The following is a 14,967-nucleotide window of genomic DNA, read 5'->3' as shown; positions in this document are numbered from 1 at the left end:
CTAACGTCACGATTGTGCAATGCAGTGCAAATGGCCACGCAGGATGTCGATGTGATCCGCTGAGTAGAGGCAGCGGCGGACTAGGCTCACAGCTGGATCCGCCCCGCCTCAGGCGCGGCTACCGCGCTCAAAAATAGACCTTGCGCCCGCCCGTCAGCCTTCGTTCTGCATCCGACTCCAATTCGTTCTCAAAGAACAAATCAGAGCCGTGAAAATCGGGACGGAGCAAATCCTACTGATTGGTTTATTCCGTCCGAGATTTGGATTGGTTCGGTCAAGGCAGAATACGATTATCTGCATTTCGGCACCCGGCAGGTCGCGATGAGCGGTAGCGTCACGTCTTTCGGTGTGACGACTCCAATCGCTGGGGACGTCCCGATCGCGCAGGATTCCATCCATCTGATCAAGCTGGGGGCGAACTACCGAATTGGCGGCGTCGCGGTCGATCCCAAATATCCGCCGGTTAGGCCAGCGTCCGGCACGAACTGGACCGGCGGTTTCGTCGGTGTGCAAGCCGGCTATGGCCTTGGTCGCGAGTCGCGCAATCAGGACCCCTCGGGCCCGCCGGGCAGTGGCAGCTTCGATGCAAGCGGATGGCTCGCCGGCTTTGATGGCGGCGTCAACGTGCAGTCCGGCGCGTTGGTCTTCGGCGTCGAAGGTGAATGGATGTGGACCGGCATGCAAGGCAGCAGGTTCTCGGCGTTTCCGCTGTTCGGCGCGGCGGCTACGGCTGATCTGAGCACGTCGATCGACTGGCTTGCGATCGCCAGCGGCCGGGCCGGTTTCATCGTCGGCGATCGCCTGCTGGTCTATGGTAAGGCGGGCGTGGCCATTGCCAATGAGAGCCACCTATTCAATGGTACGGCAGCATTCGGGGCTGTCAGCGCAAGCACCGCAGCCGAAGGGAAGGCAGTGCACTCGGGCGGTGTGATCGGTGCGGGACTCGAATACGCGCTTGCCGGCAACTGGTCGATCAAAGGTGAGTATGATTTCATCCGCCTGATCAACCAGCATACGAGCCAAAGCGGCACCTTCAATCAGACCGGCATCGCCACGTCAGGGGCCGCCGTCAACAGCTGGATCACGCAGGATCTGCATCTGTTCAAGCTGGGCGTGAACTATCACTTCAATCCCCTGCCCGGGGCCGTGACCGCCCGCTATTGATCGCGGGAGCGCGAGCTACGCCGCCGCCTTCTGCCGTGCTACCAGGGCTTCGCCAAAGGCCTCGAACAGCTTGCGGTTGATCGGATTGTGCTGCGGATCGTACTCCGCATGCCATTGCACGCCGAGCGCAAAGGTCGAGGCCTCCGCGATGCGGATCGCCTCGATGGTGCCATCCTCGGCGACGCCCTCGATCAGCACGCGCTTGCCGGGATCGAGGATGCCCTGGCCGTGCAGCGAATTGACCCGGATCTTCTCGCAGCCCAGGATCTTTGCGAAGGCGCCGCCCGGCGTCAGATCGACGTCGTGCCGGTCGGCGAACACCACGGTGGGATCGGGATGGATCTCGCCGTTCTCGAGCCGGGGCATGCGGTGATTCATCCGGCCGGGGAGTTCGCGGATCTCGGGGTGCAGCGAGCCACCGAAGGCGACGTTCATCTCCTGCAGGCCGCGACAGATGCCGAACAGCGGGATGCCGCGGGCGACGCAGGCGACCGAAAGGGCCAGCGCGACCTCGTCGCGGTGGATGTCATAGGGCTCGTGCTTCTCGCAAGGATCGACGTTGAAACGGGTCGGGTGCACGTTGGCCCGGGCGCCGGTCAGGATGATGCCGTCCACGGTATCGAGCAGCGCCGCGATATCGGTGATATCAGGGGAGCCCGCGAACATCACCGGCAAGCCGCCGGAGACTTCGGCCACAGCGCGCAGGTTGCGCTCGCCCACCATTTGCACCTGAAATCGATTCTCGACGCGATGGGAATTCCCGATAACGCCGACGACCGGCTTTCTCATTTCGCGTTCCGCGCCTCCCGGTAAGAAGATTCTGCAAACATGCCCCTCCGATGGAACAAATTCAACAGAAGGGATCGCGGGACGGCAATGCTATTTTCGCGCAAATGGCGCCACACCATAACAGCCGGATCCGATCGAACAGAACGGCGCCCAGGATGGCGCTCGCGCCACCGAGAAACGGGACGACATAGTAGGCGTAGCGGTTGAACCCGTAGATGAGAAACGCTGGAAACGCGGCGCTGACCAGCGCAAGCAGGATCATCAGCGTGCCGCCGGCCGTCAGGCCTGCGGGAAGCGACGGCATCAACCCTAGTCGGGTTGCGACGCCGCCTGCGAGCAGGACGGCCAGGAGGATCAGCGTCGCCGCGGATACCCACCGGATTGGCCCCGGAAGGTCATCGTACTCGCTCGAGATGGTCAAGCCGCAGCACAGGTGTGCCAGATCCGGTCGCGGCTGGTAGCCAAGCGTCAGGACATAGCTCAGCCCCAGTTGCAATCGAGCCTGCGTCGGCAAGACTCGTCCCTCCAGCCGCCAATGTGGCTTGTAGTAGTCATGGATGAGCTGTCCGGGTTTGAGCCCGGTCGGAATTCCAAAGAACGGGAACGGGTCTCGCTGGGCGAAGAACTCGTAACCCTGCGGATTGACGGTTCGCCGCGCCACGCTGTTTCCGTCGAACAGCAGAAAATACATCTCGCGCAGGAAATGCCCGGTGAGGTGCCGGTACAGCGTCGCCGGAGTCGTCAGCGTTTCGATGAAGATGTCGCGAACCACTTTCTCGAACTCGGCCGCGCTATCGCCGGGCTTCTCCAGCAAATGCATGGCAGCGAAGGGCCATTGATATACGTCCGCATCGGCCCAGCCGGTCGGAGTGTCCTGTGCCCGCATCTTTTCGACGAATGCCCGTGCGTTGGCTTTCCGGTCGAGATGGACGCCGTGATCAAAGTCGGCGGAATAGCCGACCACGAACGCCATGACCGCGAGGCTCTCATTGCCGGCCAGACGCTTTCCGATCGCGTAATTGACGGCGGTCGGGATCAGATACACGGCCGTGGCAAGGCCGCCCGCCAGCGCGAGCAGGGTCAGTCGGCGGAGCCATCCGGCATCCAGCACCACCGCAAGCCAGAGCAGGATGACGGCAGCTTGTCCGACGGCGGCCGACCGGCAAGTCATGACAGCCCCGAGGGCGACCCCGACCGCCGCCGCGGCGATAAATGGCGACCACTTCCTGAAGGCCAGGCCTGCGGCGATGAAGGCCGCTAGGGCGACCAGAAAGTTCGAGATGGTCTCGGCACCAATCGTGTTGTCGTAGTGAACCGTGCGCGCATAGAGCGCGGCAATCAGAAAGGCCAGCACCGACAGGATGCGGGGAGCTCCGGCAAGCCGCACCGTCGCGGCGACAAGAAGGGCCGTGCCGATGCTCATCAGATGCTGGGCAATGACGAAGACCAGGATATGCGGCCCGAACAGCTTGGACAGCAGCACCAGGAAGACCGCCATGCCGTATGGCCGCTTCCCGGGATCATCGATGTAATGACCTCTTAGGATGGACTCCGCTTCGTCCAGATAGGCGCCGCTATCCTCGTGGAGGAAATGATCCGGCCAGGCCACCAGAAAAGCCAGATGAACCATCAATGCGAGGCCGATCACCCCGAGCCAGATCCAGAGCCATGCGATACGGCTTGCCCACGCGAAACGTGCCGGCCGCTTCGCCCCTTCACCTCTGATGTCGCTAGCAGGCAATGTATTCTCCGAATGCGCTAACCGCGCGAAGGCGGCAACGCGCCTTCGCCGGTAAGATCACCTCATGCTGGTCGGGCGCCGGACACCGTCCAGCTATAGCCATGGCGATGGTGGAGCCTGACATCAGTGAACCCGCCATCCGCCAGCAGCGCCTCTGCTTCAACACGCGTGTAGTATTTTGCGTAAGCAGGATTGAGCTGGTCGTAAATGGTCAAGCGACGAACGCTGCGTGGAAACTTCGCCAGCACGGAACGCATGTAGGACCGCATCGGAAGTGGCAATATCCGGCACAGCCCGATATAGGCCGTCAGACCCCACTCAAGGCCATGGGACAGCACCATGAGCAGCCGGTGCGGCAGCAGGACGGTGAGCTTGCGCAGTGGTATGGCGAGCGAGAGATAGGTCTCGTTGCCTTCGTAGCCATAGAGCCAGACGATGCAGCGTCCGCCCGGGCGCAGGGCTGCGAACGCCGCGCGGACCACGGGCGCCGGTTCGGGGATATGATGCAGGACGCCCATTGACACCACGTAGTCGAGCCCGAGATCCGGGGGCAACTGGTCACCGGGTACCTGCAAATAGTCGATGCGGTCGGCGCGCGCCGCCGTGTTGTCCTTCAGGACCAGCATGGCGTCGGAGGGCTCGACCGCAACGACATGGCCCGCGCCAGCATCGAGCAGCATGTTGACGATGCGCCCGGTGCCGCTTCCAATGTCGGCGATCCGCTTGCCCGCGACATCTTCAAGAGCGAGCAACGGGCCGAACAGATCGGCAAGGAGGTCGGCCGACCCGTAATAGCCGGGATTGTCGCGGAACGCAGTCCATTGCTCCCCAAAATCGCTGATCGTCTGATCCCTCAGGTCCGACATGCGTCCGCCTAGCCGCTTATGCTTGGCGCGGCGCCGGCGCTGCCAGCCCCGTCAGCCAGATGCCGAGCGTCAGGATCGGCCAGAGCGCAAACGCATTGTCGCTCCTCCGCTCCAGATGCTCATTCCACAGCAGCCGGATCGCCTCCGGCCTCATGAAAGGGGCAAAAACGTCAGCTTCACGATGGAGCACCCGGTCGCAGATCGGCCGCAGCCCACCGCGCCGCATCAATTGCGCGATCGGCACGTTGAAGCCGCGCTTGCGCGACCATGCGGCCTCACCCGGCATGCCCAGGCGCTCGGCAAGCTTACGCAACACATATTTCGGCGCCCCCTTGGGCCAGGGATTGAGCAGCGAGACATCGAGGCTGCCGGCGAGATCCATGACGCGTCGATCGAGGATCGGAACGCGCACCTCGAGACCGTGCGCCATGCTCATGGCATCGACCTTGGTGAGAACGCTCTGGAGATGAAAGCGCTGGTCAGCGATCAGAGCGCGATCGAGCACTTTCTCGTGCGGCTCCGCATAGTATTCGGCGTACTCAGCGAAGGGGTCGGTCGATGCAAGATCGGCCATCCCGCGGTCATAGATCCTGTCAGCGAGAAATCGGGGAACGAGCCGCCGCCATTGAAGATGCGGGCTGCGGCCACCGTCGCCGAGACCGAGCGCAAAGCGGGCGAGCTGCGCCGCTGCCGGAAGCCGCTTCTCGTTGCCGCGAACGGACGCGTAGGCGAGGCGCCCGGTCAGGCCAGCGACGCTGCGGGGAACAAGACGACGCGCGCCCTCAGCCATCATGGTCGCAGCGTAGGTTTCATATCCCGCGAAGAACTCGTCGCCACCGTCGCCCGAGAGAACCACGGTGGAATGCCGCCGGACCGCACCGGCCAGGTGATAGAATCCGAGCGCGCCGGTGTCGGCGCATTGACCATCGAAATGATAGACCACCGCTCGCAGCGCAGCCTCGGCCCCCTCGCCCGCTTCCCCGTCGATGACGTTGAGCGACAGGCCGGCAGCGGCAGCGATCTGCCGCGCTACCGACGTTTCGTCATGGCTCTTTTCGGTAAAGCCCGCCGTGAACAAGGGCGGCTTCAATCCGAGCCGCCCGAGAGTTAGGCTGATCAGCGAGCTGTCGATGCCTCCGCTCTGGAGCACGGCGAGCGGCACGTCGCTCACCATCTGGCTCTTTACCACCGTTTCGATGGTCGATTGCAGTCGGACAACCGCTTCATCGAGGTCATCGATGACGGGCGCGCGCACCGGACGCCAGAAGCGCCGCTCGGACCGCTCCTGGTCGGTGAAACCGATCGTCGTGCCGGGCGGGACTTGCTTGATCTCCTGAAACAGGCTCTGCCGCGTGCCGGTGTGGCCTGCGGCCAGATAGGTGTGCAGTGCGACGGGATCGATCCGCGCCGCGACCTCTCCGCTCGCAGTGATTCCCTTGATCTCGCTGGCAAACAGGACGTCACCGTCGCTCTCGAAATAATACAGCGGCTTGATCCCGATCCCATCGCGCGCAAGGATCAGGCGACGATCCCGGCGGTCCCACAGGCCGATGGCGAAAAAGCCTTCGAGCCGCTCGAACATCGCATCGCCCCAGGCGAGGTAAGCGTAGGGAAGGATTTCGGTGTCGCAGGTGCTGCGAAACTGGAAACCGAACGAGCGCTCGAGGTCGCGTCGCAGTTCCTGATCGTTATAAATCTCGCCGTTGTAGGTCACCACGATACGGCCGGAGGCATCGAGCATCGGCTGATGCCCGCCATCGGAGAGATCGCGGATGGCGAGCCGGCGGTGGGCGAGCCCGATGGATCCTTCCAGCCAGATGCCCTCGTCGTCGGGACCACGATGGACCAATGCAGCCGACATCGCCGCGACTGCACGACTATCGGCGGCGCGACCGTCACGATGAAAGATGCCCGCTATGCCGCACATCGCGTTCTCTTGCCGAGGATGATCATGGTCGCTGGTTCATGATCTGCTTCAGAAGCACCGCGAGCAGCCCCATGGCGACGACGAGGATGCTAAGCAGGATCGCGCCGACGCCGAGTACAAAGGCGCTGACGAGTTGGAGGATGATACCGCCAATCAGGGAGACCAGTGCGAGAGCCATGCACATCATGGCCAACAGCACGAAGATCTTCAGCGGATTGTAGTACGTACAGGCCTCCAGGACGTATTGCAGGGTCCGGATGGAGTCGCGGAACAGATTCACCTTGGAGCGGCCGATCCGCTCCTTGTAGTCGATGTCGATATAGTCGACGAATTTTGCGTTCATCATGTAGGCAAGGGTGAGCGACGTCGTGAAGCTGAAGAGGTCGCTGACATGCTCGAAATAAGAGATGGCAACCTGCCTGCCGAACACGCGAAGGCCGGAATTGATGTCGGGAATCTCGCGGTTGGCGGTGAATTCGACGATCGCCTTCAGGACTGCGCGCAATGGCGACTTCAGCATGGATTCCCGATAATTGGGCCCGGTCCGGGCGCCCACGACCATGTCAAAACCCTGCTTGTAGCGTGCGACCAGCGCCGGAATCGCCTCCATCGGGTAGGAGCCATCCGCATCGCTGATGACGATCGTGTCGTAGGACGCGGCGCGAATACCATCCTTCAGCGAGCGGCCATAGCCGATGTTGTGAGCATGCCTGAGCACTTTGGCCCCCGCCTGTTCGGCGAGCGCGCCGGTCCCATCGATCGACCCGTCGTCGACGATGACGATTTCGTAAGGGGTGAGTTGAGCGGCATTGAGAGCTGCCTTGGCTCGATCGATGGTTTCAACGATGCCGTCACGTTCGTTGAGCGCGGGAATGACGACTGAAATCATAAGCGACGTGCAATACAGGTGACGGATTGTCCAAAGAAACTTCGCGAGAGCGGATCGAGCGCCCGCGACAGCGGCACGACGTACTTGTCGAACAGCGCAATCTGCCCGTTCACGGCGTCATCATTGAGCGACCGATGCCGCTTCAGGCGATTGGCAAGCCAGCCCAATCCGCCAATGGGATTGAAATAGCTCAGCCGGACGAGCTCGACCGGCTGATCCGCGAGCAGATTGGCCAAACGCGTCGTGGTGTAACGACGACAGTGCCCTGCCAGGCGATCAAGGTCATTATAGAGCAGCATCAGGGCCGGAACGCTGATCAGGAGGTGACCTCCGGGCTTCAGCACATCGACCAGATTGGCAATGGCGGTCGCGTCGTCCTCGATGTGCTCGAGAACATTGATGGTGAAGACCGCATCGACGCCGTCTGGAAACAGCGACCGCAACTGATTCCGAACTAGGATATCGCAGACGGCAAACTTTCGGCCGGGCATCTCCCGCGTGGCATGATCGACACTCGCGCGGTCGTGGTCCACCCCGCAATAATCCCCGAGCTCGCCGAGCGCCTTGCTGTAGTGCCCGTGACCAAATCCGATTTCGACGATTTGTCCCCGCAGATAAGGGCGGAACTGGTCGATGACCCAGTTCATGTAGTTCTGCGCGTCCGCAATCGCGCTCGAATAGGTATCGGCTCCGGTCTTGAGCGCGTCGATTGGGACAGGCGGAAGCGGATGAGAGACCTGGACCATGGAACCTGCCCTTTTCCTACAGCCGAATTAGCAGGACGAAGTCTGTTTCTCAAGGGCGTTCGGCATCTGCCTCTCGCTCAAGTTGATAGGCTGCCATTGCAGGGAGATGGAGCGCCTTCGGGTAACGCCAATGGTCGCACCCCACGGGCACCGCGCGGACGCCTTGACTTTGGTTCCACGAAAACGCTTGGCTCCCGAGAGTGCTTCCGGCAAACCTCATCCCCGCCAATGATCAACGGCAAGACGCAAGGCCAGAAGGAAGATGTGACGTGATTAGTCCCGCAGATGAACGCCCCCGGACCCGCAGCGACCTGGCTCGGGATCAGGCCTGGGCGATTTCCGTCGGAGGCATCGGCGTCGTACTGTTCGCCGCGCTGCTCGCCTTCACCTGGTATTTTGCGGCCACCCTGCTGCTGATCTTCACTGGTATGCTGCTCGGCCTCGGCCTCAACGCGCTGGTCAATGCGCTCGGCCGCCGGGTCCACCTGCCTCACCCGGTCCGACTTGCGATCGTCTGTGTCGCGCTCGCTTTGCTTCTCGCAGGCATCGCTTATCTCGGCGGCGCCACCATTGCTGAACAGGCCTCGGTGCTGAGCAAGACCATCAAGTCGCAGATCACGAATCTCAGGTCCTTCCTCGAGAGCCACGGCATCGACACCAGCTTCTTCGATCTCGGCAATGCTGCCTCGGACTCCTCGGCCACGTCGTCGGACGCGACACCCGCGCCCGCGGCGCCCTCGCGTGGGCCCTTGCCCGGCGCCGGCGCGCTCGCCTCCAGCGGCGGGGCGATCGTGAGCCAGACCCTCAAGCTGCTGCTCGGCACCATTCACGGCGTGGGCAACATCTTCATCGTGCTGTTCCTGGGCCTCGCATTCGCCGCCCAGCCCAGCACATATCATGACGGCCTGCTGTTCCTGGCACCGGCGAGGCACCGCACGCGCGTCGCCCACATCATCGACCGCACAGCTGAGACGCTGGAGCGCTGGCTGATCGCCCAGATTGTCGTCATGATCGCGGTCGGCGTCGTGACCTGGATCGGCCTTGCCGTCATCGGCATCCCCGGCGCGTTCATCCTGGGAATCCAGGCGGGCCTGCTCGCCTTCATCCCCACCGTCGGAGCGATCATCGCCGGCGTCGTCGTGGTGCTGGCAAGCCTCGCCTCGGGCTGGATCCCCGCTTTGTCGGCCTTTCTGCTCTTCATGGGCGTGCACGCCATGGAGAGCTACGTGCTGACGCCGATCCTGCAGCGGCAGGCGCTGGACATCCCGCCGGCGACGCTGTTCGCGTTCCAGATCCTGCTCGGCGTCGTGTTCGGCATCTGGGGCCTCGCGCTGGCGCTGCCACTGGTCGCCATCGCCAAGGTCATGATCGACCATTTCAAGAGGTATGAGGCGCCGCCTCTGGCGGAGGCGGCTTGACGCGCTTTACGTAGTCAGCACCGTCTCGGTGTGCTCGACCTCCGGGGGCGCGGCAAAATACTGGCCGACCAGGCCGCGCCATTCGGTGAAATTCTCCGAGCCGCGGAAATCGACGGTGTGGTTCTCCAGCGTCGCCCATTTCACCATCAGCCGGTAACGCTGCGGCTTCTCGATCGACTTGTGCAGCTCGAAACCGTGAAAGCCCTTGGCCCGGCCGAAAGCGGCCTTGGCCTTGGCGACGGCCGCCTCAAAATCCTTCTCGCTGCCCGGCTTGACATCGATTTGCGCGATCTCGGTGATCATCGGTTTCCACCCTTTTGTTGATGGCCGTGTCTACCGCAGACAGCGACAAAGAAAAAGGCGCCGAAACGGCGACGCGCCCGGCCTGGAAGCTAGGCCTATCAGGCGAACAGCAGGACAGTGCCCGCGACGATCAGCGCACAGCCGACGAACAGCGCGAGCGGCCAGTAGCTGCGCCTGTGCGTGTAGCGGCCCTGCGCGCGGCGCTCGGTGATCAGCGCCGTCTCGTATTCATCTGCGGTCGAGAACAGACAGGCGAAACCGCCGCGTGCCGAGGCTGCAGCAGCTTCGAGCGACATCAGGGTGACTTGCGGATTCTGTCGGCGGATCGATTCCATACCGGAATGGTATGGGATCGAATGGTAAACAGAAGATTACCGCAAGCCCCGCGGCTCAGGCGGTGGCCGGACGCGCCTGCGATGCACCGGTTCGCGCGGCGCTCTGGCGGCGCCAGTTCTCCAGCGACAGCGGCAGCTCCTCGGCCGCCTCGACACGGTTACGGCCGCCGCGCTTGGCCTGGTAAAGCGCGGTGTCGGCCGAGGCCAGCAGCACCTCCAGCTCGGTACCGGCCGGACCGCCGGCGACGCCGATGCTGACAGTGGTGTCAACCGGGCCTTCTTCAACGACGACGCCGGAGGTCTCGAACGCCTCGCGCACGCGCTCGGCGACGAGCACGCCCTCCTCCAACGAGCACGGCAACAGCGCGGCAAACTCCTCGCCGCCGATGCGGCCCGAGAGGTCGGAGATGCGCAAGTTGCTGATCACGACGGTGGAGAACAGTTTCAGCATCTCATCGCCGGCGGGATGGCCAAAGCGGTCGTTGATCGACTTGAAGTGGTCGATGTCGAAGATCATCACGGTCACCGGCCGCCCGGCCTTGGCCTCGCGCTCGATCACGCGCGCACAGGCTTCCGAGAAGCCACGCCGGTTGAGCATGCCGGTCAGCGGATCGGTCGACGCGGCGGTCCGATGCGCGGTGACGGTGCGCTCCGACACCAGCATGAAGATCACGAACACGGTCCCGACGGCATAGAGTATGAGCTCGACCGCGAACACGGTGACCCAGATGCTCGAGGAGAAGCCGGCATCGTGCGGGCGCAGGAAACTGCCGACCAAAATCGGCAGCATCAACACGCAACCATGCATCGCCGGCATCACGAAGGCCGGCCAGCGTCGTTGCAGGCTCTTGCGTCGTTCGGTCCAGAGTTCGCTCGCGGTCAGCGCCGCATAGACCGAGACGATGCCGGCACCGACGAGCATGCGCAGCATCGATGCTGTGGGATCGAGCAGCGTCGCAGCCGTGACCCAGGCGAGCGCGCCGAGCACGAGGCCGGGCCAGTTCGGCTTGCGGCCGTGGAAGACGCGCGCCGCGTTCCACACCATGCCGCAGGCGATGAAACCGACGGCGTTCAGCGCAAGGTAAATATGGACGGCCAGCCTGTCGCCCGCTGCGGTCCACAGCGCGACCGAGGCGGCACCGAGAAGATAGGCGGTGCCCCACCATTTCAGTGCCGGGCTGTTCTCCTGCTTGCCGAAAAACACCATCATGGCGCCGAGCAGTGCGGCGACCATGGTGGCGACCAAATAGAGCGTGATGCTATCGAGCGACATCATGTCGGCCCCCTCTAGAACATAGCAGTTACGCGATCGGCACATCCGATTTGCGCGCCCTTCCAAGTGCGACGCTATGTCCCGCGGGTTCCATTCAGGTTTTCGCGGATCCCTAAGTTTTCGGGAAACACGCCATCAATTTGCATACAAACGAACAACAAAAAGGGCGCTGAAATCAGCGCCCTTTTGCATCTCATTGAAGCCGCTTTCGCGGCGAATACGACTGAAGCGATTAACGCTTCGAGAACTGGAAGGACCGGCGAGCCTTGGCCTTGCCGTACTTCTTGCGCTCGACCACGCGGGAGTCGCGGGTGAGGAAGCCGCCCTTCTTGAGCACGCTGCGCAGCTCCGGCTCGAAATAGGTCAGCGCCTTCGAGATGCCGTGACGGACGGCGCCGGCCTGGCCGGACAGGCCGCCGCCGGCGACGGTGCAGATCACGTCGTACTGGCCCGAACGCTGGGCCACGGAGAACGGCTGCTCGATCATCATGCGCAGCACGGGACGGGCGAAATAGACCTCGACCTCGCGCGAGTTGACCGTGACCTTGCCGGCGCCCGGCTTGATCCAGACGCGGGCGACCGCGTCCTTGCGCTTGCCGGTGGCATAGGCGCGGTTGAACTTGTCGACCTTCTTCTCGTGCTTGGGCGCCTCGGGCGCCGCCGCCGTCTTGAGCTGCGAGAGCTGGTCGAGCGACTGGATGGATTCGGCCATGTTATGCGGCCCTCGTGTTCTTGCGGTTCAACTTGGCGATGTCGATCTTCTCGGGCTGCTGCGCCTCATGCGGATGATCAGGCCCGCCGTAGACGCGGAGGTTGCCCATCTGCACGCGACCGAGCGGACCACGCGGGATCATGCGCTCGACGGCCTTTTCGAGCACGCGCTCGGGATGACGACCCTCGAGGATCTGGCGCGCGGTGCGCTCCTTGACGTGGCCGACGTAACCGGTGTGCTTGTAGTAGGTCTTCTGCTCGCGCTTGCGACCGGTGAGGACCGCATGCTGCGCGTTGATGATGATGACGTTGTCGCCGCAATCGACGTGCGGGGTGTAGGTCGGGAGGTGCTTGCCGCGGAGCCGCATGGCGACGATGGTGGCGAGACGGCCGACCACCAGACCCTTGGCGTCGATCAGCACCCACTTCTTCGTCACCTCGGCCGGCTTTGCCGAAAAGGTTTTCATGTCAGAATTTCCGTGAGGGAGACATCGGCGCGAACACCGCACCGGACTGCGCGGGTTTCTAGAGAAGACAGACGCAACGGTCAATGCCCCAAGGCTGAAATTATATTCATGAAATCAATATCTTAAAAATATGGTGCAATACTACCTGCGAAAAGTTCAAACATTTGGAATGGAATAGGTCGAGGTGACATGGGCGATCGGGTCGGCCGATGTGCCCGACAGGAGGTTCACCTCCCCCACTGCCAGGCGCTTGCCGAGCTTGAGCAGCCGGGCCTCGGCCAGCACATCCTGCCCGGGCTGGCCCTTGCGCAGGAAGTTGATGTTGAGATTGGTGGTGACGGCGAGCCCGATCGGGCCGATTGCGGACAGCAGCACTACGTACATAGCGAAATCGGCGAGCGCCATCAGCGTCGGGCCGGACACGGTTCCACCCGGCCGCAGCATCCTTTCGCTGTAGCGCTGGCGCAAAAGGCTGGTCTGGCCATCCGCGCTCTCGATCGTAATGTCGTCACCGCTGAAGGCCTGGGGAAACTCGTCTCGGAGAAACTGCTCGAGCTCCGCCACGCTCATTTTCGCCAATACCATGCTGTTCCCACCCTCGCTTCACTTCGCCTGTTACATTAAGTTATCTGCATCATCCAATTGCAATAATCCAACTGGAACCGCTTCGATGTCCGCCCCGGCCGCCCGTGCCCCCTCCCCGCAATCACCGATCCTGCTGCGCGAGATCGTCGGCAGCGTCGCCGTGCTCACGCTGAACCGACCAGCCGCGCGCAACAGCCTCTCGGAGGCGATGATCGGACAGCTGCATGCGAGCCTCAATGCGATCGCGGAAGACAAGCACATCCGTGCGGCCGTCATCGCAGCCAACGGCCCCGCTTTTTCCGCCGGCCACGACATGAAGGAACTGACCGCGCGCCGCACCGATCCGGATCGCGGCCGGGCTTATTTTGCGCAGATCATGACGGCGTGCAGCGCCATGATGCAGGCGATCGTGCGCCTGCCCAAGCCCGTGGTGGCTGCCGTCCAAGGCATCGCCACCGCGGCGGGCTGCCAGCTCGTGGCAAGCTGCGATCTGGCGATCGCCTCGGAGGCGGCGAGCTTCGCCACTCCCGGCGTCGACATCGGCCTGTTCTGCTCGACACCGATGGTCGCGCTGTCACGCAACGTCCCGCGCAAACAGGCAATGGAGATGCTGCTGACTGGTGAGCCGATCCCAGCCGCACGCGCCCGCGAGATCGGCCTCGTCAATCGCGTGGTCGCCGCGGGTACCGAACGCGAGGCTGCGATCGCATTGGCGCAACAGGTTGCGCTGAAATCCGCGTACACCGTCAAGCTCGGCAAGGAGGCGTTCTATCGCCAGGCCGAGATGAGCCTTGCAGATGCGTATCGCTATGCGGCAGAGGTGATGACCGAGAACATGATGGCGCGCGACGCCGAGGAAGGCATCGGCGCCTTCATCGAGAAGCGCACGCCGACATGGCGGGATGAGTGACTGTATCTCTTACGCCGTCATTCCGGGGCGATGCGAAAGCATCGAACTATGGTGCGCAATTGCGCACCTGAGAATCTCGAGCTTCCGGGTCAACTCTTCGAGCCGCCCGGATTGACGAATGAAGGACCACATGAACCACGACGCCTATCCTGACAATTACATCCGCGGCATCCTCAACAGCGTGAAGTCGATCGCGATGGTCGGCGCCTCGCCGGTCAACGTGCGGCCGAGCTACTTCGCGTTCAAATATCTGGCGCAGCGCGGCTACGACATGATCCCGATCAATCCCGGCCATGTCGGCAAGGACCTGCTCGGCAAGCCGTTCGTCGCCTCGCTGTCGGACATCGGCCGTCCCGTCGACATGATCGACATATTCCGCAACTCCAGCCACATCATGCCTGTGGTCGAGGAAGCTCTTGCGCTGAACCCGCTGCCGAAGGTGATCTGGATGCAACTCGGTGCGCGTGACGATGCGGCGGCGGCAAAGGCGGAGTCGGTCGGTATCAAGGTGGTCATGAACCGCTGCCCGAAGATCGAATATGGCCGCTTGTCGTCAGAGATCTCCTGGATGGGCGTGAACTCGCGCACGCTCAGCTCCAAGCGCGCGCCGGCACCGACGCAGGGCATGCGGCTATCCCTCAATCGGATGAGCGTCGGCGGTGGCAACACCGCAGCATCGGATCGCGCCGCGAAAAACAAGACCGAGCAGAGCTGACGCAGTCCGCGAAGGATCCATTTCGCGAACGCGACAATGCGTAGCAAGATCGTTCCGATGTGAAGCGGCGCCTTGACGGCGGGCACCTCGCCCATCAGCATGCCGCGCGATTTCAGACCAAGAGAACA

The 14,967-nt window shown here is 62.9% G+C and carries 16 protein-coding genes; 4 read left to right on the top strand and 12 right to left on the bottom strand.

What is annotated here, in order from left to right; translation table 11 throughout:
• Nucleotides 1-321: 321 nt before the first annotated feature.
• Nucleotides 322-1,164, top strand: coding sequence for an outer membrane protein (locus P6U29_RS19695; RefSeq protein ID WP_407119068.1), 843 nt, complete (start codon nucleotides 322-324; stop codon nucleotides 1,162-1,164).
• Between the two features lie 15 nt (nucleotides 1,165-1,179).
• On the opposite strand, the gene P6U29_RS19690 is transcribed toward P6U29_RS19695, so the two are convergent.
• The 6 genes from P6U29_RS19690 to P6U29_RS19665 form a co-directional block, all read right to left on the bottom strand.
• The gene (locus tag P6U29_RS19690; protein WP_407119067.1) at nucleotides 1,180-1,953 is read right to left on the bottom strand and encodes a gamma-glutamyl-gamma-aminobutyrate hydrolase family protein; all 774 of its coding nucleotides are present in this window, start codon (nucleotides 1,951-1,953) and stop codon (nucleotides 1,180-1,182) included.
• 61 nt (nucleotides 1,954-2,014) lie between these two features.
• Nucleotides 2,015-3,436, bottom strand: coding sequence for a hypothetical protein (locus P6U29_RS19685; RefSeq protein WP_407119065.1), 1,422 nt, complete (start codon nucleotides 3,434-3,436; stop codon nucleotides 2,015-2,017).
• 320 nt (nucleotides 3,437-3,756) lie between these two features.
• Nucleotides 3,757-4,560, bottom strand: coding sequence for a class I SAM-dependent methyltransferase (locus P6U29_RS19680; RefSeq protein WP_407119064.1), 804 nt, complete (start codon nucleotides 4,558-4,560; stop codon nucleotides 3,757-3,759).
• Nucleotides 4,561-4,576: 16 nt separating this feature from the next.
• Nucleotides 4,577-6,487 carry an asparagine synthase (glutamine-hydrolyzing) gene (asnB, locus tag P6U29_RS19675; RefSeq protein WP_407119063.1) on the bottom strand — a complete coding sequence of 637 codons (1,911 nt, stop codon included), beginning with the start codon at nucleotides 6,485-6,487 and terminating at the stop codon, nucleotides 4,577-4,579.
• Nucleotides 6,488-6,509: 22 nt separating this feature from the next.
• Entirely contained in the window at nucleotides 6,510-7,376 is an 867-nt protein-coding gene (locus tag P6U29_RS19670; protein WP_407119062.1) for a glycosyltransferase family 2 protein, read from the bottom strand.
• A complete protein-coding gene (locus P6U29_RS19665; protein WP_407119061.1) occupies nucleotides 7,373-8,122 on the bottom strand; it encodes a class I SAM-dependent methyltransferase in 750 nt (249 codons plus the stop codon). Before P6U29_RS19665 ends, P6U29_RS19670 begins: the two co-directional genes overlap by 4 nt.
• Before the next feature lie 269 nt (nucleotides 8,123-8,391).
• On the opposite strand from P6U29_RS19665, the gene P6U29_RS19660 reads away from it, so the two are divergent.
• Nucleotides 8,392-9,540, top strand: coding sequence for an AI-2E family transporter (locus tag P6U29_RS19660; protein WP_407119060.1), 1,149 nt, complete (start codon nucleotides 8,392-8,394; stop codon nucleotides 9,538-9,540).
• 6 nt (nucleotides 9,541-9,546) lie between these two features.
• Here the strand turns inward: P6U29_RS19660 and P6U29_RS19655 are convergent, their stop codons facing one another.
• The 6 genes from P6U29_RS19655 to P6U29_RS19630 all read right to left on the bottom strand — a co-directional run bounded on the left by P6U29_RS19655 (nucleotide 9,547) and on the right by P6U29_RS19630 (nucleotide 13,214).
• A complete protein-coding gene (locus P6U29_RS19655; RefSeq protein WP_080136963.1) occupies nucleotides 9,547-9,843 on the bottom strand; it encodes an antibiotic biosynthesis monooxygenase in 297 nt (98 codons plus the stop codon).
• A 98-nt stretch (nucleotides 9,844-9,941) separates the two neighbouring features.
• Nucleotides 9,942-10,178, bottom strand: coding sequence for a hypothetical protein (locus P6U29_RS19650; RefSeq protein WP_407119059.1), 237 nt, complete (start codon nucleotides 10,176-10,178; stop codon nucleotides 9,942-9,944).
• A 55-nt stretch (nucleotides 10,179-10,233) separates the two neighbouring features.
• Nucleotides 10,234-11,454 (bottom strand): diguanylate cyclase, encoded by a 1,221-nt coding sequence (locus tag P6U29_RS19645; RefSeq protein ID WP_407119058.1) that lies wholly within the window; start codon nucleotides 11,452-11,454, stop codon nucleotides 10,234-10,236.
• Between the two features lie 229 nt (nucleotides 11,455-11,683).
• Nucleotides 11,684-12,163, bottom strand: coding sequence for a 30S ribosomal protein S9 (gene rpsI, locus P6U29_RS19640; protein WP_018642439.1), 480 nt, complete (start codon nucleotides 12,161-12,163; stop codon nucleotides 11,684-11,686).
• A gap of 1 nt (nucleotide 12,164) precedes the next feature.
• A complete protein-coding gene (gene rplM, locus P6U29_RS19635) occupies nucleotides 12,165-12,629 on the bottom strand; it encodes a 50S ribosomal protein L13 (protein ID WP_027576505.1) in 465 nt (154 codons plus the stop codon).
• A gap of 156 nt (nucleotides 12,630-12,785) precedes the next feature.
• Nucleotides 12,786-13,214, bottom strand: coding sequence for a PaaI family thioesterase (locus P6U29_RS19630; protein ID WP_407119057.1), 429 nt, complete (start codon nucleotides 13,212-13,214; stop codon nucleotides 12,786-12,788).
• Nucleotides 13,215-13,299: 85 nt separating this feature from the next.
• On the opposite strand from P6U29_RS19630, the gene P6U29_RS19625 reads away from it, so the two are divergent.
• Both P6U29_RS19625 and P6U29_RS19620 read left to right on the top strand, forming a co-directional pair.
• Nucleotides 13,300-14,124 carry an enoyl-CoA hydratase gene (locus tag P6U29_RS19625; RefSeq protein ID WP_407119056.1) on the top strand — a complete coding sequence of 275 codons (825 nt, stop codon included), beginning with the start codon at nucleotides 13,300-13,302 and terminating at the stop codon, nucleotides 14,122-14,124.
• Between the two features lie 130 nt (nucleotides 14,125-14,254).
• The gene (locus P6U29_RS19620) at nucleotides 14,255-14,839 is read left to right on the top strand and encodes a CoA-binding protein (RefSeq protein ID WP_407119365.1); all 585 of its coding nucleotides are present in this window, start codon (nucleotides 14,255-14,257) and stop codon (nucleotides 14,837-14,839) included.
• Nucleotides 14,840-14,967 lie beyond the last annotated feature (128 nt).

It is taken from the genome of Bradyrhizobium sp. LMG 9283, assembly GCF_045571415.1.
Lineage (GTDB): Bacteria > Pseudomonadota > Alphaproteobacteria > Rhizobiales > Xanthobacteraceae > Bradyrhizobium.
This window is presented reverse-complemented; position numbering and strand designations above follow the sequence as displayed.